Source organism: bacterium, assembly GCA_023382385.1.
Classification (GTDB): Bacteria; Electryoneota; RPQS01; order RPQS01; family RPQS01; genus JABWCQ01.
Window position 1 is genome coordinate 397385 of sequence record JAHDVH010000001.1, and the last position, 23835, is coordinate 421219.

24 protein-coding genes and 1 tRNA gene are annotated in these 23835 nt (G+C 54.5%); 1 reads left to right on the forward strand and 24 read right to left on the reverse strand.

What is annotated here, in order from left to right:
- Positions 1-49: 49 nt before the first annotated feature.
- The 19 genes from KJZ99_01795 to KJZ99_01885 all read right to left on the reverse strand — a co-directional run bounded on the left by KJZ99_01795 (position 50) and on the right by KJZ99_01885 (position 17772).
- On the reverse strand, positions 50-556 hold the full coding sequence (locus tag KJZ99_01795; protein MCL4304628.1) for a hypothetical protein: 507 nt from the start codon (positions 554-556) through the stop codon (positions 50-52).
- Complete coding sequence (locus KJZ99_01800; protein ID MCL4304629.1) at positions 549-1148, reverse strand: sigma-70 family RNA polymerase sigma factor; 600 nt, start codon at positions 1146-1148, stop codon at positions 549-551. The genes KJZ99_01795 and KJZ99_01800 overlap by 8 nt, the downstream gene beginning before the upstream one ends.
- Before the next feature lie 3 nt (positions 1149-1151).
- Positions 1152-2255, reverse strand: coding sequence for a DNA polymerase III subunit delta (holA, locus tag KJZ99_01805; protein MCL4304630.1), 1104 nt, complete (start codon positions 2253-2255; stop codon positions 1152-1154).
- Complete coding sequence (locus KJZ99_01810) at positions 2230-2994, reverse strand: gamma-glutamyl-gamma-aminobutyrate hydrolase family protein (protein ID MCL4304631.1); 765 nt, start codon at positions 2992-2994, stop codon at positions 2230-2232. The genes holA and KJZ99_01810 overlap by 26 nt, the downstream gene beginning before the upstream one ends.
- A gap of 15 nt (positions 2995-3009) precedes the next feature.
- Positions 3010-3804: an undecaprenyl-diphosphatase UppP gene (gene uppP, locus KJZ99_01815; GenBank protein MCL4304632.1), complete on the reverse strand. Its 795-nt coding sequence runs from the start codon at positions 3802-3804 to the stop codon at positions 3010-3012.
- Complete coding sequence (locus KJZ99_01820) at positions 3804-5429, reverse strand: hypothetical protein (protein MCL4304633.1); 1626 nt, start codon at positions 5427-5429, stop codon at positions 3804-3806. Before KJZ99_01820 ends, uppP begins: the two co-directional genes overlap by 1 nt.
- Positions 5430-7253, reverse strand: coding sequence for a glutamine--fructose-6-phosphate transaminase (isomerizing) (glmS, locus tag KJZ99_01825; protein ID MCL4304634.1), 1824 nt, complete (start codon positions 7251-7253; stop codon positions 5430-5432).
- 59 nt (positions 7254-7312) lie between these two features.
- The gene (gene guaA / locus KJZ99_01830; protein MCL4304635.1) at positions 7313-8854 is read right to left on the reverse strand and encodes a glutamine-hydrolyzing GMP synthase; all 1542 of its coding nucleotides are present in this window, start codon (positions 8852-8854) and stop codon (positions 7313-7315) included.
- Positions 8851-9621, reverse strand: coding sequence for a 5'/3'-nucleotidase SurE (surE, locus tag KJZ99_01835; protein MCL4304636.1), 771 nt, complete (start codon positions 9619-9621; stop codon positions 8851-8853). Before surE ends, guaA begins: the two co-directional genes overlap by 4 nt.
- The gene (gene accD / locus KJZ99_01840) at positions 9618-10481 is read right to left on the reverse strand and encodes an acetyl-CoA carboxylase, carboxyltransferase subunit beta (protein ID MCL4304637.1); all 864 of its coding nucleotides are present in this window, start codon (positions 10479-10481) and stop codon (positions 9618-9620) included. The genes surE and accD overlap by 4 nt, the downstream gene beginning before the upstream one ends.
- 11 nt (positions 10482-10492) lie before the next feature.
- The gene (rimI, locus tag KJZ99_01845; protein MCL4304638.1) at positions 10493-10966 is read right to left on the reverse strand and encodes a ribosomal protein S18-alanine N-acetyltransferase; all 474 of its coding nucleotides are present in this window, start codon (positions 10964-10966) and stop codon (positions 10493-10495) included.
- Positions 10950-11819 (reverse strand): dihydropteroate synthase, encoded by an 870-nt coding sequence (gene folP, locus KJZ99_01850; GenBank protein ID MCL4304639.1) that lies wholly within the window; start codon positions 11817-11819, stop codon positions 10950-10952. Before folP ends, rimI begins: the two co-directional genes overlap by 17 nt.
- Complete coding sequence (gene folE / locus KJZ99_01855) at positions 11806-12366, reverse strand: GTP cyclohydrolase I FolE (protein ID MCL4304640.1); 561 nt, start codon at positions 12364-12366, stop codon at positions 11806-11808. The genes folP and folE overlap by 14 nt, the downstream gene beginning before the upstream one ends.
- Positions 12347-12970, reverse strand: a complete 624-nt coding sequence (locus KJZ99_01860) for a PEGA domain-containing protein (protein MCL4304641.1) — start codon at positions 12968-12970, stop codon at positions 12347-12349. Before KJZ99_01860 ends, folE begins: the two co-directional genes overlap by 20 nt.
- Positions 12970-14862 carry an ATP-dependent zinc metalloprotease FtsH gene (gene ftsH / locus KJZ99_01865; protein MCL4304642.1) on the reverse strand — a complete coding sequence of 631 codons (1893 nt, stop codon included), beginning with the start codon at positions 14860-14862 and terminating at the stop codon, positions 12970-12972. Before ftsH ends, KJZ99_01860 begins: the two co-directional genes overlap by 1 nt.
- Positions 14859-15428 (reverse strand): hypoxanthine phosphoribosyltransferase, encoded by a 570-nt coding sequence (hpt, locus tag KJZ99_01870; protein MCL4304643.1) that lies wholly within the window; start codon positions 15426-15428, stop codon positions 14859-14861. The genes ftsH and hpt overlap by 4 nt, the downstream gene beginning before the upstream one ends.
- Positions 15425-16696 (reverse strand): tRNA lysidine(34) synthetase TilS, encoded by a 1272-nt coding sequence (gene tilS, locus KJZ99_01875; GenBank protein ID MCL4304644.1) that lies wholly within the window; start codon positions 16694-16696, stop codon positions 15425-15427. Before tilS ends, hpt begins: the two co-directional genes overlap by 4 nt.
- 46 nt (positions 16697-16742) lie before the next feature.
- Complete coding sequence (locus KJZ99_01880) at positions 16743-17384, reverse strand: methyltransferase domain-containing protein (protein MCL4304645.1); 642 nt, start codon at positions 17382-17384, stop codon at positions 16743-16745.
- A gap of 314 nt (positions 17385-17698) precedes the next feature.
- A tRNA-Met gene (locus KJZ99_01885) sits at positions 17699-17772 on the reverse strand.
- Positions 17773-18004: 232 nt separating this feature from the next.
- Between KJZ99_01885 and KJZ99_01890 the strand changes: the two genes are divergently transcribed.
- Positions 18005-18967 (forward strand): GDP-mannose 4,6-dehydratase, encoded by a 963-nt coding sequence (locus tag KJZ99_01890; GenBank protein ID MCL4304646.1) that lies wholly within the window; start codon positions 18005-18007, stop codon positions 18965-18967.
- Here KJZ99_01890 and KJZ99_01895 read toward each other — a convergent pair.
- The 5 genes from KJZ99_01895 to zapB form a co-directional block, all read right to left on the reverse strand.
- Positions 18964-20535: an amidohydrolase gene (locus KJZ99_01895; protein ID MCL4304647.1), complete on the reverse strand. Its 1572-nt coding sequence runs from the start codon at positions 20533-20535 to the stop codon at positions 18964-18966. The two genes, KJZ99_01890 and KJZ99_01895, sit on opposite strands and share 4 nt — an antisense overlap.
- Positions 20532-21356, reverse strand: coding sequence for a YmdB family metallophosphoesterase (locus KJZ99_01900; protein MCL4304648.1), 825 nt, complete (start codon positions 21354-21356; stop codon positions 20532-20534). The genes KJZ99_01895 and KJZ99_01900 overlap by 4 nt, the downstream gene beginning before the upstream one ends.
- Positions 21331-22896 (reverse strand): ribonuclease Y, encoded by a 1566-nt coding sequence (gene rny / locus KJZ99_01905; protein ID MCL4304649.1) that lies wholly within the window; start codon positions 22894-22896, stop codon positions 21331-21333. Before rny ends, KJZ99_01900 begins: the two co-directional genes overlap by 26 nt.
- A 318-nt stretch (positions 22897-23214) precedes the next feature.
- A complete protein-coding gene (zapA, locus tag KJZ99_01910) occupies positions 23215-23535 on the reverse strand; it encodes a cell division protein ZapA (GenBank protein MCL4304650.1) in 321 nt (106 codons plus the stop codon).
- Positions 23536-23560: 25 nt separating this feature from the next.
- The gene (gene zapB / locus KJZ99_01915) at positions 23561-23818 is read right to left on the reverse strand and encodes a cell division protein ZapB (GenBank protein ID MCL4304651.1); all 258 of its coding nucleotides are present in this window, start codon (positions 23816-23818) and stop codon (positions 23561-23563) included.
- Positions 23819-23835 lie beyond the last annotated feature (17 nt).

Sequence of the window (23835 nt, forward strand, 5' to 3'; positions counted from 1 at the left end):
ACATCTCTGCTGAGGCCGCTTTGTCCATCCGAACCCTTTGCTACTTAGGCTATCTTCCCCCGCCCGGCTTATTCACCACCTGATAATTTCCATCAGGCAACGTTCCCGGCTTCGTCTTATCCTTCATACTGTCAGGCGTAGCCGCAAGCTGCTCTGATTCCTTTGGGGTGGCTTTCTCTTGAGCCATGTTCATCGGCTGCTCAGTCGTCGGCGTAATGGTCGCAGGCTGCTCAACTGCTGAACCGGACTTCGTGGCCGTAGGCACCATACCTGCAGGGCTGATTGTGGTTCCGCCGAAATCGAACACGAACACCGCCAATACCATCGCGGTTGCGAATCCCACTCCCGCTCCCAGCCAACCCATGCTCCAACTCTTGGGGGTCTCTCCGACCGGCTTGCCTGCCAATTTGCGTTCCAGTCGAAATTCGAATCCAACCGGACAAGTTGCTTTAGGTAGAGTTTTCAACGCCGACCGGACTCGCGCATGTGCAGCCGTCATGTCCGGCTCGACGCTTCCCCAATCGTTGGTCGTGTTGTTGTTGTCGGGACTAACCACGATCTGACTCCTCATTCTCCAAAAACTTTAAAGCTTCTTGCAAGCGGGTTCTCCCTCTATTGACCCGTGATTTAACGGTGCCCAACGGCACTTTAAGTACATCTGATATCTCTTCGTAGGACAGATCCTGCACGTCTCTGAGCAAGACGGCTTCCTTGAAGTGGTACGGCAGTTTCTCGATCGCCCGCAGGATTATCTCCGTGCGCACTTTGCCGTCCACGTCCCTCTCTACGTCCGCATGCTGATCAATGATGTCGTAGTCACGCTCATCATTGCCCTTGGAACTGATGGAAAAGAAATTCCGCACTTTGCGCCGCCGCAATTCGGTCTTGGCAAGATTCGACGCGATCGTATAGATCCACGTGGAAAATTTGGCCACCTGATGATACCGGTGCTTGTTCCGGTAGACCCTGACAAAGGTCTCTTGAACAATGTCCTCGCTGAAGAGTGTATCCCCTAACAGCCGGACCACAAAGTTATAGAGCGGATCTCGATAGCGACGAACTATCTCATCGAAGGCAGCCTGGTTCTCATCTTGGAACGCGGCGATCAGCTCTTCGTCGGTATGTGCTGCGAACGGCTTGTTGTCCATCGCTTACTTGACAAACTCCTGCTGATTGACCTTGGTTCCAAGTGTTCCCGAACTTTTTTGAGAACACGCATTCCATAACCATTCCAAGATTAAAGACCTAACATCAGACGACTTTGACTTCAGGTGCAATTCGATTTGAAGCAAATTCAACATCAACTCTTGCATTCGAGCGTCCCCGATTCGACGAGACGCTTGTATAAAACTATTTTTCTTAAACACTTGGCCGCCAAGCAATCGCTTGAAGTCATCATCTGGCAGCCTGCGCGCGGCCATCCCACCGCATAACCAGACTTTTTGAGTCAACAATCGTAACCGACCCAGCAATTCCAACGGTGCCATCCCTTTGTCCATTAATTCACGAGCATCGGCCAAAACTCGAGAGGCATTTCCCTCCAATAATGCGTCCTCAAACCCGAAAATCTCCACCTCCGCTGTAACTCCGGTTACCCTCATAGCCATCTCCGGCGTGATCTCAGCAGCCTCCCCCGCGAACAAAATGAGATGTTCAAGCTTTGCTTTAAGGTCGCGCAGCTGAGCCAATGAGTTCTCGATCAAGTAATCTACTGCGGGTCCGGCGATCGATTTGCCGGCAGACGCCACAAAGTTGCGAACAAACTTGGCAAGTTCATCACTCCGCAATTCAAAGAACCAATAACTATTCGCATCCGCCTGCAATCTTTCCAATTCAAACTTCCCGGGCTTGCGCTCCAACGGCTGAATCAGAATCAGACTGCTCGTCGGTGAAGGACTCGCAACATACCGCTTAAGCAACTGCTGTTTTGCCTCATTGTCCGCCGATTCACGCTGCCTCTTCAAACCGTCCGGATCGACAAGAACAACGACTCTCCGCTTCCCGAACATCGGGAGCGCAGACAGTTGCGAATTCAGATCTTTCGAATCGAGCGCCGCAGCCTCCGCCTCAAAATAGTCAAAATCCGCGCTCGCCTCACGCAAGAGGTGCCTGCACACAAGGTCTTTCGCCTCACTTAGCAAGAATTCCTCTGTCCCCCCAAGCAGCACCACAGGGAACGAATGCCCTTCTTCGACCGCCTTGGCAAGACGGCGAAACGTCGGGATGGAGTCAGCTAACCACTTCACACTGCTCACGCGCACATGCACTGACGAAATGTTGGAATAATGACTCTTGCTGTTCCGAGTCGCGCATGCGTTCAGGGTGCCATTGAACAGAAAGCAGGTAAGGATGCGTCTCGTGCTCAAAGACTTCGATTAGTCCCTCTTCAGACCACCCGACAGCTCTCAGGCCCTGACCGAGTTTCTCAACAGTTTGATGGTGAAAGCTATTCACGTCAATCGAGGTCTCACCGAGAATACTATGCAGAAGCGAACCTTCTTCGAGGCGAACCGAATGAGCTATGCTGGTAGAACCGGGTGTTTGCAGGTGATGCACCGGTCCGATGTGCGACGGTATATCCTGCACAAGCGAACCACCGAAGGCGATGTTCACAAGTTGAAAGCCGCGACAAATCGCAAAGATCGGCTTCTCTCGCTCCCAAAACACCTCAAGAAACCGCAGCTCAAACTCATCACGTTCCGGCACGGGAACCTGTTCGGTAGCCTCAGGTTCCTGCCCGTATCGTGACGGATGGATATCCACGCCGCCGATCAGTACCACACCATCAAGGTGATCTGCATACCGTTCCAATTGATCGCGCTCACTTGTATATCCGATCAGGAGCGGCAAACCACCTGCCTTGGCCACCCCTTCAACGTAGTTCAAATCACTGAAAATAATGCGGCCCGCCGGAGCGAAGTTTCGCTTCAAGTCGGGTCCCGCATAGCCCGGAGATATTCCAATCACCGGCACCGTCTGTCCAAACTTTTTCACAGTCTTCATCCTCAATCAATTACCGGTCACAAAAAGCAGAACAAGCGTGATGACCGAGACAACAACACAGTAGATACCAAAAGGTCGAATTATTCCTCGCCCGAGCAGTCGCAATAGCCAAGCAATCGCGGCATATCCTACAAGGAATGCGCTTGCCCCGCCGGCGAGCATGACCGGATCCGTAAACACACCCGACATAGAAGTGTCCTTCAGATGAAGGACAGCTGCACCGGCGATTGCCGGAATCGCCATGAGAAATGAGAAATCGGCTGCGGAGGCGGGTCGCACTTTGCGAATCATGCCGGCGATGATCGTTGATCCGGAACGAGACACGCCCGGCAGAATTGCAATCGCCTGAGCACAACCGATGAACAGCGCCTCGCCGTAACCCATACTCTCAAAAGATCGCGTTCCTGTCGTCCAGCGTGCGCTGACGATAGCCAGGAGGCCGAAGGCCATCCACATCAGAGCAACAAAGAATGGACTTCCAAACACATGTTCAATCGCGTCCTTGAAGGCAAGCCCAAATACAACGGCGGGAAGCGTCGCGATGACGAGCAACATTACAACGCGGAATGCCTCGCCGCGTTTCGCCCCGAACAGATTTGCGATTATCTCAAAGAGTCGCTTTCGATAATAGATCAGGACCGCAGCCAGCGTCCCGAGATGAACCATAATGTCAAAAGTCAGCTGTGGCTCTCGCAAGCCGAGCACATTTTGCGTGACAACAAGATGACCAGAACTGGATACCGGCAGAAACTCGGTGAGTCCCTGCACTATCCCCAGCACAATCGCTTCCCAGAGCTGCACTATTTGACCACGGTCAGGTCTTGACCGTCAAAGGTAAGAATCCGAGAGCGTTGATTCTCTCCGTTTGCTCCGATCTCCGCCCGCACGGACGCGCCGCGAAACTCTCCGACTTCGCGCGCAGCTTGCACAAAATCCCCGCCGGAAGACTTTTGCTTCGCATAAACCGCGCTGACGAATTGAGCTGCATCCAGGCCCAGAAGCTCCCAGACTGTCGCATCAAGTGAGTTGTGTGCTTCGTAGTCCGCCAATAACTCGGTCCGAACATCGGCTTCCGGCAGCAGCGGCGCACCTATCAGCATGCCGTCCGTGATGTGCGACTGCGCGGTTAACGCGCGCTCATCCAGCCACGAACTGTTTCCGACAAGAACTGTGCTGCGAGGCAAGTTTCCAAGCTGCGAACAATAGTTATTGATCTGGTCACTGGAAAGCGAAAAGAAAAAGGCTTCGTTGGGTCCGGTGTTGCCGCTGTCACTGAATTCCACAGTAGTAGCTTGAACACTGACTTCACCCGCACGCTGATCACCGAAGAGCCTTTCACGCTCTTCACGGCTTAACAAGGCATCCACCATGCTGCCACCACGGGCAAGCCGGTCCGGTGCGGAAAAGACGTCATGTAGCTCCCGTCGCAAAGTCTTTGTTTCCGCAGGATAACTAAGATCCGCATCTAACTCCAGACCGCTATCTGACCCTCTTCTGAACCCTTCACGGTTCGCCTTGCCCATATCGCTATCAGGAGTCAGCATAATCGCGTGTCTAATTCCCAACTCGTGCACAACATACTTCGCCGAATTCGCCGCAATCGTCTCATGACTCGAAAGAAACTCTACCATCCCTTCGCACAAAAGCGCAAGTGAATGCGGTGTGCTGGTTATCTTCAGAATCGGAAGGCCGTATTCTTCATTGGCCAGTGCCAAAGCGGTGGCGGATCCCTCGTCACCCGCGAAAACAATCAAATCTACTTCGCGCTTCGCCACAGAATCAAGCAGCTGAACCGTGCGATACGCGGAACCTGCGGCCCTGACGTGCGTCTCAAATGTATTGTTCACCCGTGCCGCAAACTTGAACGCTTCCTCGAGCTGGCGCGGTGCAGGATCATTTGCATCGGGGAAAGCCAGCAGAAGCAGAACATGCGGACGGTGCTCGCTCCCATAAGTTTCACTCCGTCGTGCAACATTATCCGTTGGAAACAGATACTCAGCTTGCGCAAAACTCGCGTGTTCGGCAAGAATCTCGGCGGCTCGCTCTCTGAGTCTGGAGTCGCCCGAACTGTCGGCGCACCACTGCAATTCTCGCCGGCTTCGTTCCACGTCTCCCGACAGGAATAGCGCCTCCGCCAGTGTAAACCTTGCGAACGGGTAATATACTCCTTGCGGAAAGGCGCGAATGATGCGCTCCGCCCCTCTCTGCGCGGACTCCGGTTCCTTCAGCGCCAGATCAATCCGCGCAAGCAGATACAGCGAAGCTTCCAACTCTTCACCACACCCGGACAGCAGAATATCCTGAGTGGACTTGCGAGCCGCGGCAAACTCTCCGGCCTCAAACTGAGTCAGCGCTCGCTTGAGATCCGCCGACTGCGACGCAAACGCCCCGAATGAAAATACCAGAATGGCGAGCAGCAGTCTCACTTATTCCACCGTGACGCTTTTCGCAAGGTTTCGCGGTTGATCTACGTCGCAGCCCCGATGCACTGCCATGTAGTAGGCCAGCAATTGCAGCGGCACGACTGTCAGGAGCGGTGTGAGAAGCGCGTCAGTCTCCGGGACATAGACGACTTCATCCACCCGCTTGACGATCTCCGTATCGCCTTCTGTCGCGATGGCCAGAACCCGTCCGCCACGTGCGCGCACTTCCTCAATATTGGAAATGACTTTTTCGTATGTTCCGTCGTGCGTCGCAATGAACACAACCGGCATATCGCGATCAATGAGGGCGATGGGGCCGTGCTTCATCTCGGCGGCGGGGTAGCCCTCTGCGTGGACGTAGGAGATTTCCTTGAGTTTCAGAGCACCCTCTAACGCAACTGGAAAGTTCAAGCCGCGACCGAGGTAAAGAAAATTATTGCTGTCGCGGTAACGGTGCGCAATGGTTTCAATCTTTTCGCGCGAGGCCAGTATCCGTGAAATCTTCTGCGGAATGTCCTTCAATTGCTGCACAAGTTCGCGTCCACGGCCCGCTCCGACGCGTCGACTCCGGCCCATTTGCAGGGCGAGCATGAATAGCACCGTAATCTGCGACGTAAACGCTTTCGTCGAAGCGACGCCAATTTCAGGGCCGGCATGAAGAAACACTCCGGCATCCGTTTCACGCGCGATCGCTGATCCCACAACGTTACAAATTCCGAATACCGGAGCGCCGTGCCGCTTTGCCTCCCGAATCGCGGCAAGGGTATCCGCGGTTTCACCGGATTGAGAAATCGCAAACACGATCGTTCCCGGCTCCAGAATCGGCGAGCGATAGCGGAACTCAGACGAGTACTCGACTTCTACAGGGATGCCTGCAAGTTCTTCGAAGAGATACTCGCCAACCAAACCGGCATGCCAGCTGGTCCCGCATCCAAGAAAGATAACTCGCTTTGCTTCACTAAGTATCTCTTTCGCTTGGGCCATTCCACCAAACTTGACGGCACCTTCTTCTATCAAGAGTCGGCCACGCATGGAGTCTGCCACAGTTTGCGGCTGCTCGCAAATTTCCTTGAGCATAAAATGCGCAAAACCGCCTTTTTCGATGGCCGCGATATCATATGTAATCTGCTCGAGCTTCTTGTCGATTGGCTCATCGGACAACGTGCGATACTCGACTTTGTCTGGTGTCAGCACGGCAATCTCGCCGTCTTCCAGATACGTCGCTTCGCGAGTCATGCTTAGGAAAGCCGCAGGGTCGGACGCGACAAAATTCTCACCGTGACCGTGACCGATCACCATCGGCGAGCCCATCCGCGCGGCGATTACCATTCCGGGATGGTGGCGGCTGACAATCGCAAGCCCGTAGGTTCCCCGAATCAGTCGCAAAGCCTTTTGCACGGCGCGCGGAAAATCCCCCTCGTAAAGCTCTTCAATCAGATGCGCAATCGTTTCCGTATCCGTGTCACTGGCAAACGCATGGCCACTCCGAATCAACTCCTGCCGAAGAGAAGAGTAGTTCTCAATGATACCATTGTGCGCAAGCGCAATGGAGGCGGATTCGTCCGTGTGCGGATGAGCGTTGACTTGGTTGGGTGCCCCGTGCGTGGCCCAGCGTGTGTGTCCGATACCGCTGTGCCCTTTGACAGCCGCGTCACGTACGAGTTGTTCCAAGTTTGAGACTTTACCGGCATCCTTGACAATGCGCAATGACCCGTCATTGACGGCAATTCCCGCCGAGTCGTAGCCGCGATACTCCATGCGTTTAAGCCCGGCGATGAGCAAAGGCACGACGTCGCGAGGACCGCAATATCCGATTATTCCACACATAAATTGATAACTCCTGCGTCTTCGAGTTTCTACAGATCAAGACACGAGCGCAAGTTTCTCTATTCCCACTCCACAGTTGCCGGAGGTTTCGTACTGACGTCATAAGCGACACGGTTGATGCCGCGCACTTCGTTGATAATTCGCGAAGACGCTCGACCAAGTAACTCGTAGGGAAGACGCGTGAAGTCCGCAGTCATAAAGTCATCCGTGTTGACCGCTCGCAGGACACACACGTTCTCATATGTGCGTTCGTCGCCCATTACACCCACGGTCTTGACCGGCAGCAACACAGCAAAAGCCTGACGGGTTTTATCGTACCAGTCCGCCGTGCGCAGCTCGTGCATGAAAATGGCATCTGCTTCGCGCAAGATATCGCAGCGCTCGCGTGTCACTTCACCCAAAACTCTAACTGCAAGACCAGGCCCGGGAAACGGATGTCTGTGCGTAATGGCTCTGGGTAATCCGAGAAGTTCACCAAGTTTGCGAGCTTCATCCTTGAACAATTCGCGCAACGGCTCAATCAATCTCAGCCGCAAAGTATCCGGCAGCCCTCCGACATTGTGATGCGATTTGATGGTGGCCGACGGCCCTTTGACAGAGACACTCTCAATCACGTCAGGATATAGTGTCCCTTGGGCAAGGAAATCCACTTCTGGATGGCGCGCCGCCTCCTCTTGAAACACGTCAATGAACAGCCGTCCTATCGTCTTGCGTTTCAGCTCAGGTTCTGTGATTCCGGCTAAAGCTCCAAAGAAGCGGTCCGACGCATCAATCACCTCCAGAGCAAGATGACCATGACTGCGAAATGTGGCTTCGATCTGCTCGCGCTCTCCCAATCGGCCAAGCCCAGTGTCCACATAAAAGCACAGCACCTGACCGGGAATCGCGCGATTTAGCAGCATCGCTGTAACAGCAGAATCCAGACCTCCGGAAAGTGCGCAAAGGACTTTCCGAGTTCCTACGACAGACCGAATCTCGGCGACCGCATCATCAATGAACGATTCCATGCTCCATCCACCCAGACAGCCGCAAACATCGTAGGCAAAATTGCGCAACAGCTTGCCGCCATCGGGCGTGTGCGTGACTTCGGGATGAAACTGGACTCCGAAAGCCGAGTCATCGTTCATCCGCACCGCCGCAACCAATCCTCCTTCGCTCTTGCCCGCCAATTGCAGCGGGCCGCGAACTTCTTCGATGTGGTCACCGTGACTCATCCACACCTTCATAGGCAGCTCTACATCGCGAAGCCAGCGTGACTGTTCAGTGAACTCTACCAAAGCCGGACCGAATTCACCGGAGCTTCCTTTGACAACAGGACTCCCAAAGTGTTCTCCGAGTAGCTGCATGCCGTAGCAAATTCCGAAAATGGGCAGCTTCAAGTTATAAACTTCTTTAGTGGGATGCGGCGAACCCGGAGCATGAACACTGGCGGGTCCACCGGAAAAGACGATGCCCTTGGTCTCAGGTGTCGCAATTTCGTCTGGCGACGCGTTGAACGGGAGGATTTCGCAGTATACCCCCTGCTCGCGGAGACGGCGCGCTATCAATTGTGTGGTCTGACCTCCAAAATCGAGGATCGCGATGCGCTCAGCGTGCTTCATGGGATAATCTTATTATACTCGTTCGCCCAGCACGAAAGTTCCGGAAGAAACTCATGGTGTGTCAAATCGAAGTGAATCGGCGTGATTGCGACATATCCCTGCGCAATGGCAATACCGTCGGTATCCGTCTCCTGTAAAGGTAGCTTGTGTCCGTCCATCCAATAATAGATGCGTCCGCGCTGGTCATTCCTCTTCAAGAAAGTCTCTTTGAACCTCCCTTTACCTTGCCGAACAACACGTGTGCCCATGATCTCATTCAGCGGGAGAGCGGGAACATTGACATTCAACAACGTTCCTTCAGGAAGTCCCTTCGACAAAATGAGTTCCGCAGTTCTTTTGGCGATCGTGGCGGAGGCTTGGTAGTCAGTGGGCGTAAACGAGTCCACTGAGATCGCCGCCGCAGGTATACCGTTGATTGCACCTTCCGTTGCAGCAGAAACCGTCCCCGAGTATATAACGGATATCCCCGTATTCTCACCGCGATTGATGCCTGAAAGTACCAAGGCCGGAGATTCCGGCAAGAGTTCAGAGAGCGCAAGTTTCACGCAATCTGCCGGGCTTCCGTTGACGGCGAACGTCCTAAAGGCTCCTTCCAACTCAAAATCAACATAGCGAATCGGCTCGGAAATTGTAATGGAGTGCCCGACTGCGGATTGCTCGCGATCCGGAGCGACGACCCAAACCTGCCCTAAGTCAGCGACGGCCCGCACAAGCGCGTGCAGACCGCCGGATTGAATGCCGTCGTCATTCGAAATCAAGATGATCACGTGTGGGCGGCTTCCGCATGCATGAATGCCTTGAGAACCAGCGCGATAGTTGGTTTTAGAGCCTGTCGATTCACAATTCTGTCGAGGAAACCCTTTTCGAGTAAGAACTCGCTTCGTTGAAAACCGGGCGGCAGGTCCTGCCCGATGGTTTGCTTGATGACTCTCGGACCGGCAAATCCGATGAGCGCGCCAGGCTCCGCAATGATTATGTCGCCCAGCATGGAGAAGCTGGCGGTTGTCCCACCAGTTGTCGGATTCGTGATCACGGAAATATACGGAAGCCCCGCGTCGCCAAGTTGCGTCAGTTTCACGCTGGTCTTCGCCATTTGCATGAGGGAGATCATCCCCTCCTGCATCCGCATGCCGCCTGAGCGAGAGACAAGAATCAGAGCACGTCGTTCGGCTATCGCGCGATCCACAGCGCGAGCGATCTTCTCGCCCACTACGCTGCCGACACTGCCTCCCATGAAGGCGAATTCCATGATCCCAAGCTCCACGGGAAATCCGCTCAGCGAGCAGGATCCGATCGTGATCGCATCATACTTCCCAGTCGCTTTGATGGATGCTGTGACGCGTTCGCTGTATTTCTTGGAGTCTTTGAATTGCAGAGGATCCTGCGGATGCAGCGTGTGATCGCTCTCCTGCCAGGTGCCTTCGTCGGCGAGCAGTGCGATGTAGGACTCCGCCGGCATGGCGAAGTGGAACGAGCACTTAGGACAAACGAGCTGTAGTTTTTCAAGCTCACGCTTGAAGACGATTTCGCCGCAGCTCTCGCATTTCACCCACAGCGAATCCTGCGTCGTCTTCTTTTGTCCGGGAACGATCGGACCCTTTTCCCTGCGAAACCACTCAAGCGCCATTTTCAGACTCCTTACGCTTCATCGGGACGATCACTCTTTCGAACTCGCCGGCGCATCACCAGCGCATTCTCGCCATCATGATAGTAACTCTTGCGAATACCGAGTTCGGCAAATCCGTAGCGGCCATACAAAGCCCGCGCAGCTTCATTCGATTCGCGGACTTCAAGGTAAACATCAGACATCTTCTGTTTGGCGGCCCGCTCAAACAGGAAGTCGAGCAACGCCGACGCGATTCCCTTTCGGCGCACGGTCTTGTCCACCGCGACATTCAGAATGTGAACCTCGTCAAGCACCCACTGTGTGACGATGTATCCGGCAATTTGCCCTTCATTCAGAGCAACCCAGCTTGTGCGGTAAAGCACAATGAAATTCCGGAAAGCGGACAGTGACCACGGATCGCGAAAGGCCTCACGCTCAATCGCAAGCACGTGGTGCAAATGATCGGCGGTCAGCTCGGCAATCTTGAGACTAATCTGGTCGGACATCGTTGACATCCATGAAGCGGTCGCACAATTGAACCACTTCCCTCATTTCCGCAACGTCGTGGACTCGAATCACGTCTGCTCCGTGCAGCGCCGCGATGGCAACGGCTGCGGCCGTTGAGAATTGCCTTTTGTCGGGAGCACGATTCGAGAACTCGCCCGTGAACGCTTTGCGCGACGGTCCGATCAGCACACCTGCGGCAAGTAATTGAAGGTCTCCGAGGTTTCCGAGCAACAAGTGATTCTGCTCAAAGCTCTTACCAAAACCGAGTCCGGGGTCGACCAGAATGCTCTCGCGCGCAACGCCGCGACTCACAGCACGCTCGACCGCGTCGGCCAGAAACTCCCGAACTTCTCCCAGAACATCTTGGTAACTCAGGTCGGATTGCATGTTTTGGGGCTGCCCGCGCATATGCATCAGAACCAACCCGGCGCCAAACTCGGAGCACACTTCTGCAATCGCATCGTCTTCCGCCAAGCCGGACACGTCATTTATCATATCCGCACCGGCCACCAAACACTCGCGTGCAACCTTCGCGGATTTCGTGTCTATGGAAATAATACTATTCGTCTGTCCGTGTAACAGATCAAGCACAGGCAGCAAGCGCTCCAGTTGAATCTCATCCGAAGTGCCAAGACTGCCCGGGCGTGTGGATTCCGCGCCGAGGTCAATGATTCGTGCACCTTCCGCGGCGAGCCGCAACGCATGCTGAAATGCGGCTTCTGCCTGCAGAAACTTTCCGCCGTCAGAGAAGGAATCCGGTGTGACATTCACGATTCCCATCAGGTGCGTATGCGCACCAAGCTCAAGACTGCCACGGCGGTGCCGAAAGGCGCGGGTCTTAGGTCCGGCCATCCATGAGCATTAGAGCTTCCATCCGCGTTGCCTGCTTGGACAATGCTCCGCGCACGGCGGACGTCACCGTCCAGCTTCCGTGAACCCGCTCTCCGCGCATCATCAGGCACAGGTGCTGCGCTCGAATGACGACGAATGCGCCCATAGGTTTCAGCTTCTCCATTAGTGTATCCGCGATGGCTGTGGTCATGCTTTCCTGAAGCTGAGGCCGCTGTGCCAGAACACGAACCACCCGCGCCAAGGCGGAAAACCCTGTAACTTGCTCGTTAGAGGGAATGTACGCGATTGAAACAAATCCCCAGAACGGCAGGAGGTGGTGTTCACACATCGAGTAAAACGGAATATCCCGATGAATGATCATCTCCGTCGCATTCTCGGCAGGATAAAGCGAAATCGTTTCTGCCGGATTGGAACCGATACCTGAGAAGACCTCTTCGAACATCGAAGCCACCCGCTTCGGTGTGTCTTTCAAGCCAGCACGATCCGGGTTTTCTCCGATCGCGACCAAAATCTCGCGGACGGCAGCTTCAATTCTGGCCTTGTCCATTTTTCCGCTGGTTTGGTTCAAGATTGAACGTGACAATCTCCTCTTTGCCTGCACGAACTTCGATTTTCCGCGTCGATTCGCCGACTACGCCATAACCGGATTTCGCAACACTGATCAGGTGCGGTCCCGGCGACAAGTTACGCAGGACATGATCCGTTTTGAACTCCGTTGCCTGCCCATTCAAGTAGATTGTCGCACCTGCGACATTTGACAGAATTTGAACACTTCCATGCTGCTGTCGAAGCAAGAGGAACAACAAAGTGCCAACGACAAACACCAGAATCGTGCTGATCAGGAAATAGTTTCGGACTTTTCGCTGCCCCGCTTCAAGCTCTTCAACATCGACGGGAATCTGCCGTTCGCGTTCCGCGATTTCCGCATCGGTCAGCCACTCAACTTCTCCGTCTTCATTCTCGTAGCGACGGTATTTGCCTTTGGATTCATAAAATCTGCGAATCTCATCGTCAATGATGCGCTGGCGTTCGGCAAAACTAAGTGCGGTTTCGGCAGACTCCCCGACGCGCTCTTTGGAACGAAGCTCTTCACGAGCTTCGAGTTCCTTGCGAATCATTTCGCGCAGTTTCTGTTCTTCGTTCCGCTCCACTACTTTACGGCCTCTGGCGCTTTGCCGTTGTATACCGGCAGACCAAGCAAATCGTGTATCTCTTCACCAGTCAGCGATTCACGCTCGACTAAGGTCTCCGCGAGTTTATCCAAACGAGCACGCTCTCTCGTCAGAATACTGCGAGAGCGCTCCTCCGCTCCTTCGACCAGCTCGCGGACGGCCTGATCAATTGCATGCGCCGTCTCGTCGCTGTAATCCTGATTGGAAGTATAGTCCCTGCCAAGAAACACCTCTTCGTGCTGCTGGCCGTAGGTGATGGGACCGAGCTTTTCGCTCATCCCCCAGCGCGTGACCATCGTCTTGGCGATTTCGGTCGAGCGCTTCAGATCATTGGCCGCACCGCTTGTCACTTCGTTGAACACGATTTCCTCGGCGACGCGTCCTCCAAGCAGCGTGGACAATTGACCTTCAAGATACTTGCGTGAATAGCTTCGCTTGTCATCGAGCGGGACGAAATGCGTAAGCCCAAGTGCCTGTCCCCGCGGAATAATCGTTACCTTGTGCACCGGATCGACATCAGGCGTAAAAAGTGCGACAAGCACGTGCCCTGCTTCGTGATACGCCGTGACTCGGCGCTCGTGCTCAGGAATCACAACCGAACGTCGCTCAATCCCCATCATCACTTTGTCCTTTGCCGCCTCGACATCTTCCATCGTCACGCGATCGCTGTCACGCCTTGCGGCGAGCAAAGCTGCTTCGTTCATTAAGTTTGCCAGTTCGGCGCCGGCCATTCCCGGTGTGCTCTTGGCGATTATCTCCAGATTCACGTCATCGGCGAGCGGTTTGTTTTTGGAGTGCACCTGCAGGATACCGATACGTCCTCGCACGTCCGGCCGGTCCACGACGATCTGACGGTCGAATCTGCCGGGACGCAAGAGAGCCGGGTCGAGAATGTCCGGTCTATTCGTCGCGGCCACGAGGATAACTCCGTCGTTCTCCTCAAATCCGTCCATCTCGATCAGCAACTGGTTTAACGTCTGTTCACGCTCATCGTGCCCGCCTCCAAGTCCTGCTCCGCGGTGGCGACCCACCGCATCAATCTCATCGATGAAGATGATGCAGGGTGCATTCTTCTTGCCCGTCTCGAACAAGTCACGGACACGGCTGGCGCCAACACCAACAAACATCTCGACAAACTCGGCACCGCTAATCGAGAAGAACGGCACTCCGGCTTCCCCGGCGACCGCTTTGGCAAGCAGCGTCTTTCCCGTTCCCGGCGGTCCGAGCAGCAAAACACCGCGCGGAATCTTTCCACCCACACGAACGAACTTCTTCGGTTCGCGCAGGAAGTCAATAATCTCGTGCAGCTCTTCCTTTGCTTCATCAGCTCCCGCGACATCGGCAAAGGTCACCTTTGTGCTCGCTTCAGAGTAGACCTTCGCTTTGCTCTTGCCAAACTGGAATAGGCCGCGCGGTCCCATGTTGGACATGCGGCGAATCAAGATGATCCCGAAACCCAGCAGCAGCAGCCACGGTAACAGTCCGAGCAAATACTGCCCTAAGTCAGGACGCTTGATTTTGAAATCGAGTTCAATTCCAGCGTCTTTCCAGCGCTGCATCAGCGCGCTGTCTATGGTCGGTGGCAGCGTGACGACGAACTTCGCGCCGTCCTTCATTTTGCCGTGAAAGCTCTGATCCCGAACAATCCCCGACTGAACCCTGCCGTCCTCGATCGCCTGCTCGAACGCGGAATAGGTCAACACCTGTTCGGCTGTGCGCTGCGTCACAAGTTGTGCGACGACAACAGTGGCGAGCAGGACGAGCAACAGAAGATAGAGAAACCGCGACACTTTGCGCCATTCAACGCGCGGTTCGTCATCGTTCGGGCCGCGCCCGCGCTGATTCGGATTAGGGGATTGATTGTCGCTCATGGTGATTCGATTTCATCCAAGATGTACAGGTCGGGCAGGTGACGTCCCGTGCCGGCGTAGTCCAGCCCATACCCAATCACGAATTTGTCCGGCAAGTCGACTGCAACAAAATCAACATCGACACCGGCTCTGACTGATTTGGGTTTGCGGAAACAAGCCGCCATGCTCAGGCTCTTGGGATTGCGCACCATCAGAAATCGCTTCAGGAAGTCCCATGAATTGCCGGTATCAACAATGTCATCGACGACGATAACGTGACGGTCACGGATGTCGCAGTCAATATCTTTGATCAATCTGACTCTTCCCGACTCCATGCCGTCCCCGTAACTTGACAACTTGATGAAATCGATAGTACAAGACAGTCCAGCCGCGCGAACAATGTCCGCCATGAACATGAAACAACCGGTTAAAACACCTATGAAGACGGGTTGTTCGCCTTCGAATCTGTATCCGATCTCTTCACCCGCACGCACGACGGCGCGTTCGATCTCCGCGCGGCTTAACAAACGTGAAAAGCGGCGCGGCGGCTCGCCTAAAATGATATGCTCAGGATATGTGTGCATCAAGAAGTACTTTGCGCATGCCAGCAAATCTTCAGTGTCGGCTCGCCGGCGCGACACGGAGTAACTCGGCCGCTGGTACCAAGACCGGGAACCGCGACAACCCCATTGTCATCCGCGATAACCGGCCACTCTCGACGATACGCCGGATGAATTCCGATGTCATGAAGCCAGTCCGAAATCTTTCTTGTCTTCCTGTTGAGCGGCCGAAATCGCTCGCCAGCCTCCCACGTCCGCACATGCAGCGAACCTTCAAGAGACTGGGGATCCAGCAGCATCACTCCGTTTGAAACTGACTTCACGGCACTTGGTACTTGGATGAGGCATAGCTGCTTTTCGTCCCAATCCGCCCGCGCCTGCCAGGGAGGAGACTTTTCGCCTGAAATCCAACACGTTCCCCCGCCTCGGCACAAGGTGTATCCGAAAGGCAGTTCTAAGGAAGCTTCGGGAGCGCGACCGCGCACAAACTGATTGACCTGCCTCCTCTGGGGTGCTGCGAGCCGAAAATCAGAGTGGCCAGTTGTTTGTTGAAGTGCAGACTCCACCCATACGAAATCTAAACCTTCAAGATACAGGTTTTTCGGCAATTTCTCAACACTCTGGACGCGACCACAAATTGCCTTTTGAAGATTCTTTCTATGTGATTTTACAAGACTTGCAGTTAAATCGCAGACCTTGCGAACTCGACCACCATGGTCCGCAAGCAGTTCTACAATCCCAGGTTGCAAATCGGCCAATCCTTGTAATGTCTGACGGGCAATCACCCGACGATGACGGGTATCTGTGTTCATGGGGTCGTCGTCAATCAAATCGTCAGCGGACAACAAGCTGCGAAGCTCAGCTCTTGAGACTCCAAGAAACGGTCGCAGGATTCTGTCCCTCATTGCCGGAATCCCCGTGCACTCGAACCATGAGGAGGAAAGTTGCAGCTTCATGAGCACAGTCTCAGCGTCGTCATCGCGCGTATGGGCGGTAATAATCCACTCACACACCGACGTCTTGCGCAGTCGCTCCAGCGCCTCATAGCGCAGGCGGCGGGCCACGGCTTCGATTGAGGCCGGCTTTCGAGCCAATTCAGAAGGGACGTCGACGTGCTCCAGAACCAGTGGAACCCCCAGAAGCTGAGTTTGTCGACGGACCAAATCGGCCACAGCATTTGCATCATCGCGAAGTCCGTGATGCACGTGTGCGGCGACGATGCGACTCTTCCAATGGCTTTGAGTGCAAAACCATCGGAGCATCGCAAGGGAATCCCCCCCTCCCGATACGGCCAAGAGGAGCCTTTGCTCCGATCGAACAACCGATAATCTCTGTTCGATATCAGACAGCACCGGGTTTTACCGCCTTGAATACCAACGAACCGCAAAAGCCCAAGCGAACTCGGTCGGGAACGGCTCTGCCTTTCAAACTGTAAGCGAACTTCCAAAGGGCCATGCCTACGAGATAGCGAAAGCGTCGCCACGGTCTCGTCAGACGGTTAATCTTCGAAAAGTTGTTCCAGAGCCAGAATCTGCCGTTCAGTGATTCGACAAACGACCAGCCCGGAAAGATCTCGATTCCTGTCAGCCCTGCTCTGCTGAAGATCTCAGTCAGACCGAGGTGACTCATGTGGAAATAGGAATTCGCGTGATAAGCTTCAAGAAATGCCGCAGAGCCGATGAGTGTGCCACCGGGCTTCAATACTCTGGCGATTTCCTTGGCCGCCTGAAACGGGTTGTAGAGATGCTCGAACACTGAAGTTGTGACCACAAGATCAAACTGATTGTCTGCAAACGGAAGTTCATGCCCGTCACAAACCACGTCGGTGTAGGGACCCGGGTAAATGTCAAAACTCACCAGTTTGTAGCCCGCCTGTTCGAGAAAGGCACGGTCTCCGCCATCACCGCTGCCGAAATTCAGAACCGTCTTGCCTTTCGACTGGTTCAACAAGTCACGCAGCGCACCTGTCTTCCAATGTGCCATTGCGACCCGCAGATCAAGCTGTTCGCTGGCCACAGTGTGACTGAGGATTTCCCGAATGTCCAAGGGTGAACGGCTACTCACAAGAACGGGTGTTTTTGAAGGGGAATGCAACGGGAAGCGAGCACCGCACGTCAGGCAAGCATAGCTATCTTCCGAGGGCGATAGCTCTCCCGCGCCGCATTCGACGCAAACCAGTTTTGGCCACTCACCGAGTTTCATTTTGTCATCCAAGTTTGTGATAAGACTTCTGGAATCTGGCCACAGTGCGAAGCAAAACAGCCGCCGGAAAAAGTGCCGGCGGCTGAATGAGTGCGTAGCGGAGGAGGGACTCGAACCCCCGACACCAGGATTATGATTCCCGTGCTCTAACCAACTGAGCTACTCCGCCGGAATCTGACAGGCATCCGCCTGCTTAAGCAAGAACATAAACATACACTCTGCACGGCAAATAGTCAAGTTGGAAGTGCGCTCAAGAGACTGCTGACATCTGCATTAAACTTATATATATCAAATATTTAATAAAGAATGAAAGAGGACAGGTCGGGTCAGTTGCAAAAGTTATCAAAATTCCCCTATCTTGACTGGCCCCGGCCTTGCACAGAATGGGGCAAACCAAACTTATGAATAAGATACTCATTACCGGCGCGGCCGGTTTCATCGGGTCACACCTGACGGAGTCTCTGCTTGACAGTGGCCATACGGTCATCGGCTACGACAACTTCGACCCGTACTATCCTCGTATTCTCAAGGAAGCGAATCTAAGCAGATCCCTGAAGTCCCAGAACTTTAGGTTTGTGGAGGGCGACATACGGGACAGAGAACTGCTTGAGCGCACTTTTGCGGAATCCAAGCCGGACGCGATCGTGCATCTCGCCGCGCGCGCAGGGGTTAGGCCGTCCCTTGAGCAACCCGAACTGTACGCTCAAGTGAACGTGGACGCGACCGTGCAGCTGCTCGAGCTATGCAGAAAACAGCACGTCACCAAAGTTGTGTTCGCATCAAGTTCATCCGTCTACGGAGATCGCGACGGTGGGCCTTTTCGCGAAACGGACAATACCGACAGGCCGTTAAGTCCCTACGGATCGACCAAGAAGGCAGGAGAAGTGATTTCTCACGTCTATTCGCATCTCTACGGCTTCTCGATTGCGTGTCTGCGCTTCTTTACCGTCTACGGACCTCGGCAGCGGCCGGACCTGGCCATACGCAAGTTCGTCCATAAGGCACTTCACGGAGAATCCATTCCGGTGTTCGGTGACGGCACATCCCGCCGCGACTATACCCATGTCAAAGATATCGTTGGCGGCATTCATGGATCGCTGAACTGGGTACATGCCGAATCAGGCCGCTACGGAATCTTTAACTTGGGGTCAAGCTCACCCGTCGAACTTCGCGAGTTGCTGGCGGGAATCGAAAAGGGAGTCGGCCCTCTCAAGATTGAACATCTTCCGAAACAGCCCGGCGATGTATTTCAAACTTTTGCCGACACAACCCTCGCTGAGCGTGAACTTGGTTTTCGTCACGACGTCAAGTTCGATGACGGCTTGGCTGACTTCATCCAGTGGATGAAAGAGAACAACGGCTAATCAGACTCGTGCGAAAACACAGTCTTTCCGCCGACAAGCGTTCGTACGACCTTAAGGTCATGCAACTCTGCCGGAGGACACATGAAAGGATCACGGTTCAGCACGCATAGGTCCGCAAGCTTTCCTTCCGCAATTTCGCCTGTTTCTTTTTCCCACCCCGCAGCGTAGGCCGCACCTTTGGTGTACGCGCACAACGCTTCTTCAACCGAAATACACTCCTGCGAATTCCAACCTCCGGCGGGCGAGCCATCCGCTCTCGTCCGCGTGACGGCCGCATGAACACCCTCCATCGGGTTCATCGATTCGATAGGCCAGTCGCTACCGAACGCAAGCATTGCCCCCGCATCAAGCAGGCTTTTCCACGCGTAAGAACCCTTCTCTCTCTCTTCGCCCAATCTGCGCGGAACGAAACTCATGTCCGCCGTGCAGTGAACAGGCTGCATTGAAGCGATCACTCCGAGTTTTGAGAAACGCGGCATATCCCGATCGCGGAGATGTTGACAATGTTCAATCCGCGGACGAAGTTCCGGTCCAATTCCGTTTGATGTAGCCATCTCAATCGCGTCAAGCACGACGCTGTTTGCGCGATCACCGATCGCATGCATCGCGATTTGGTACCCTTCGCGATGGGCGGCGCGGATGAACCTCGCTAAAACTCCCTCACGGACCAGCAGTGAGCCGGTTGTCGACGCATCGTCGGCGTAGGGCTGCCAGAATGAGGCCGTGCGAGACCCGAGCGCACCGTCCGTAAATCCTTTGAAGCAAGCATAGCGAAACATCGCTGATTTTCGCGGTTCAAATCGATCAGATTCAAAGTCAAAGTCGTTCGTAACTTTCCAGATGTTAAGTCGAATAGACTGATCAACTGAATCCGCAAGGTCGAGGTAGTGCGGAAGTAATCCCGGACGTACGCTGGCACTCGCCGCTGTCACTCCATAAGAATGCGCAAGCGATTGTGCGCGCAAGAATGCCTCGCGGCATTGGATGTGATCTGGTTCAGGAATGTAATCACATACACGGTATGCAGCGGACTCACGCAGCACGCCGTTCAGCTTTCCGTCAGCGCCGCGCTCGAAGACCGCGCCGTCCGCGTTCTTTACCGAGCCATCTATTTTCGCAACAATAAGGGCCTTCGAGTTCACAACCGCTGAGTGCAGATCATGCGTCCAAACAAAGAGCGGCACATCAGGAGAAACGCGATCAAAGTCCAGTCGAGTGACACTCACTTCCGTCTGCTCAAGACCAAAACCGAGTATCCATTCGCCACGGCCCGGTTTACGGTGCGACAGGAAATCCGAAACTCTTCCCAAGACCTGGTCAACTGTAGTGGCGCCGGTGAAGTCAATTTGCGCAAGCTGCAATCCACCGGTCAGCAGATGCAGGTGGGCGTCATGAAACCCGGGCAATAGGACCTGCTGCGGTTCGAGTCTGAAAGTGTCAGGCGAGCTATCCTGAAACAACCCTCGTTCCACGGACGCGATTCTCTCTCTTTCAATACGCACGCGGACTGGCTCGGTTTGCGATCCACCCAGCCATGCCTGACCAATAACCGTGCGAATCTCTTTCATGCCAGCGGGCGTTTCAGTCGATGAATTCCCAACGCCTTCCCGCTCGTTATGTCTGCATCCACAAGCACACCGTGCAAAATGATATCGCCGTCCGCCACGCCAGAACGCCCGCCTGCCATCGGGTGCAGGAAGCGATGCAGCGCGCTGGCCGTGTCCATACCGATTACTCCATTATGAGGACCTGTCATGCCAGCATCGGTAAGATAGGCGGTACCACCGGAAAGAATCTGCTCGTCTGCGGTTTGTACATGCGTATGAGTTCCGATCAGCGCGGTGACTGTGCCGTCAAGAAAACGCGCAAGGGCGAGTTTCTCGGCAGTCGCTTCGGCATGGAAATCCACCAAAACAAGTAGAGTCTGTTCGCGACACTGTTCCACAGCCTGTTTGCCAAGTCTGAACGGATCGTCTGAGGGCAGCATCATCGCGCGGCCGATGAGATTGATAATCGCCCACCTCACGCGCGGGGAGACTTCGACAATCGCCGATCCCCTTCCCGGGGCCTCATCAGGGAAGTTCAACGGGCGCAGCACGCGGCTGTTCTCTGCGATTGCCGCAAGCGACTTGTCCCGATAGAGCGTGTGATTCCCGCCAGACAGCACATCGGCGCCGGCATCAAACAGCTTGCGAATGATGCTCGGAGAAAGCCCTTTGCCGCCATCTGAGTTCTCAGCATTGACGACACACACATCTGAAGAGACTTCACGAAGGAGCCCGGGCAGCAAGGCTGTGACGGCCTTTTGACCGGGCTCTCCATACACATCTCCGATGAATAGCAGACGACTGGCGCCCGCAGGCTTACTTGGCAACGCCGGTGGCAACAAACTCCCTCAATACGGTGACTTTGATTTGTCCGGGATACTCGAGTTCCTCTTCAACCCGCTTCGCAATATCTGCCGCGAGCGCTTCGGCCAATGCATCACTGACCTTTTGCGGTTCAACGATAATTCTGATTTCACGGCCAGCTTGAATTGCAAACGTCTTTTGGACGCCTTTGAAGCTGGAAGCGATTTCTTCGAGCTGCTGCAACCGCTTCACATACAATTCCAGCGTTTCACGACGTGCCCCTGGACGTGCTCCGGAAATCGCGTCCGCCGCCTGCACCAAAACACCGATAGGAGAAATGAACTCAGTATCATTGTGGTGCGCGGCAATAGTATTGATCACGATTTTCGGTTCACGATACTTCTTGGCAATCTCGACTCCAATCTCGACATGCGTTCCTTCGGTGTAGCGATCGATCGCTTTGCCGATATCGTGAAGCAGACCTGCGCGGCGCCCCATCTTCGCGTCGAAACCGAGCTGCGCGCACATTAAGGCAGAAAGGTGCGCTACCTCAATGGAGTGATGCAGAATATTCTGGCCGTAGCTCGTGCGGTATTTCAGACGACCGACCAACTTGATCAGCTCGCGATGCAATCCGGTAACGCCAGCCTCAAGGCAGGCGGCATCACCAATCTGCATGAGCTTCTCATCCATCTCCTTTTCGATCTTCTTGACCAATTCTTCGATACGCTGGGGATGAATGCGGCCGTCTGCCATGAGTTGTTCGAGCGCAAGACGCGCGATTTCGCGGCGGTAGGGATCGAAGCCGGACACTACGACGGTTTCAGGAGTATCGTCCACGATAATGTCTACGCCGGTGGCCTGTTCGAAAGCGCGGATATTGCGGCCTTCTCGGCCGATGATGCGGCCCTTAATCTCGTCATTGGGAATGTGGACGACGGAAACCGTGCTCTCGACGCTGTGGTCCGCCGCGGAGCGCTGAATTGCGGAGACGATTATCTCACGGGCCTCACGATTGGCAGTTGCCTTGGCCTCATCGCGCATATTCTTAATCAGGTCTGCCGTGGCCGCACGCGCCTCACTCAGCAGCGACTCTTTGAGCTGTTCGAGCGCATCGTCCTTCGATAATCCGGCAGCCCGTTCCAATTCAGCCTGAGCGTGCTTTAGAGTCTCTTCGAGCTGGGTTTCCAGCTCGGCGACACGTTTCTCTTTCTGGGCATTCTGGCCGAGCAGACGATCGACTTCCTTACGCTTGCGTTCCGTTTCGTCGCGCACGTTCCGCAGATTGGCGTCCTTGTCTTTCAAAGAACGTTCGTGCCGAGCGAGTTCGTCCCTTATCTCACGGATTTCATTTTCGAGCGCGGTGCGCTGGCGGAGTTGCTCGTCTCGAAGCTCGAGCATCTTTTCTTTGTACATCGTCTCAGCCTCTTTTTGGGCGTCGGCGACGATACGTTCAGCTTCCTGCTGGGAAGCAGCAATGCGCTCTTTGGTTATCGATCGACTGAGAAACCAGCCGATAAGAAACGCCGCGATGCCGGAACCGGCGGCAAGCGCAACGACGAGAATTATATTGTCCATGTATGGGATGCTCCCCGAAAAAAAAGAAATCCCTGAATGGCAGAACGTGGTACCAAGAACCTGGTACAACACGGTGGGAATCCGCCTGCACGGTTTTCACTTCCACTATCCACATCCGTCCAAAGACGGGGGGAGCCCGCCGAAGCGGGTTAGGCTTGTGATAGACGCCAGAGTCAGACTCCCTATTCTTAGACTAATGGTTCTTGAATCAAGAATCTGCCAAGACAGGGATTTTGTCAAATGACTGTTTAATCAACCAAGTATCTGTTCGAGTAATCCGTCCTTTTTGTATCAACTCAGAACCGAAGGAGAATGCCGTTAAGCGCCAAGCTCGCGCAGTTTCTCATCGAGCACGCTCTCGAGCCTGCGTGCTTTTGACGTCACCAAACTTTCATGATCGGACAATTCAGACTGAGCCTCAGTCAGTTCGTGTGCGAGTTGCAGCGCCGCGAGCACAGCAAGTTCGCTGGCAGGCCGCGATCGATCCATCGTGTGAACGTTTCGCATTCGTTCATCCACGATTCCCGCCACCCGATGCAAATACTCGGGTTCAGCGGTCCGTTGCAATCGATAGGCCCGATCAAAGATCGTCACAACCACAGCTTCTTCCTGATTGCTATCTCGAAGTAAGTCGGTCATGGTCGGCACCTATTCAAATGCGGCCTCAGGCTGCCTCAAGTTTGTCAAGCAGCGCTGCGATACGAGAGCGAATGAGTTCTTCACGATGCGGATCCCGCTGATTCTCTTCCAGAGAAGCGCACTTCCTGCGAAGAGCATCTACTTCCTGCGCGGCGGCGGATTGCTGCGTCCGGAGGGTCTCAACCAGCCCTTCCAACTCGCGATTCTGACTTTGCAGTTCGTTGAGCTTTGTCAGAAGTCGCGTTACTTTCTGGTCGAGAGCATCAAAAGTTTGGATATCCATGCAAGAGCTTGTTCAGG

What these genes read in the sequence shown, in the direction of transcription:
- KJZ99_01890 (MCL4304646.1), top strand. Translation starts at nt 18,005, where the DNA reads ATGAATAAGATACTCATTACCGGCGCGGCCGGTTTCATCGGGTCACAC.
- folE (MCL4304640.1), bottom strand. Translation starts at nt 12,366, where the DNA reads ATGGACAAGGCCAGAATTGAAGCTGCCGTCCGCGAGATTTTGGTCGCG.
- ftsH (MCL4304642.1), bottom strand. Translation starts at nt 14,862, where the DNA reads ATGAGCGACAATCAATCCCCTAATCCGAATCAGCGCGGGCGCGGCCCG.
- KJZ99_01895 (MCL4304647.1), bottom strand. Translation starts at nt 20,535, where the DNA reads ATGAAAGAGATTCGCACGGTTATTGGTCAGGCATGGCTGGGTGGATCG.
- folP (MCL4304639.1), bottom strand. Translation starts at nt 11,819, where the DNA reads ATGGCCGGACCTAAGACCCGCGCCTTTCGGCACCGCCGTGGCAGTCTT.
- guaA (MCL4304635.1), bottom strand. Translation starts at nt 8,854, where the DNA reads ATGAAGCACGCTGAGCGCATCGCGATCCTCGATTTTGGAGGTCAGACC.
- accD (MCL4304637.1), bottom strand. Translation starts at nt 10,481, where the DNA reads ATGGCGCTTGAGTGGTTTCGCAGGGAAAAGGGTCCGATCGTTCCCGGA.
- zapB (MCL4304651.1), bottom strand. Translation starts at nt 23,818, where the DNA reads ATGGATATCCAAACTTTTGATGCTCTCGACCAGAAAGTAACGCGACTT.
- glmS (MCL4304634.1), bottom strand. Translation starts at nt 7,253, where the DNA reads ATGTGTGGAATAATCGGATATTGCGGTCCTCGCGACGTCGTGCCTTTG.
- rny (MCL4304649.1), bottom strand. Translation starts at nt 22,896, where the DNA reads ATGGACAATATAATTCTCGTCGTTGCGCTTGCCGCCGGTTCCGGCATC.
- KJZ99_01880 (MCL4304645.1), bottom strand. Translation starts at nt 17,384, where the DNA reads ATGGCACATTGGAAGACAGGTGCGCTGCGTGACTTGTTGAACCAGTCG.
- zapA (MCL4304650.1), bottom strand. Translation starts at nt 23,535, where the DNA reads ATGACCGACTTACTTCGAGATAGCAATCAGGAAGAAGCTGTGGTTGTG.
- rimI (MCL4304638.1), bottom strand. Translation starts at nt 10,966, where the DNA reads ATGTCCGACCAGATTAGTCTCAAGATTGCCGAGCTGACCGCCGATCAT.
- KJZ99_01800 (MCL4304629.1), bottom strand. Translation starts at nt 1,148, where the DNA reads ATGGACAACAAGCCGTTCGCAGCACATACCGACGAAGAGCTGATCGCC.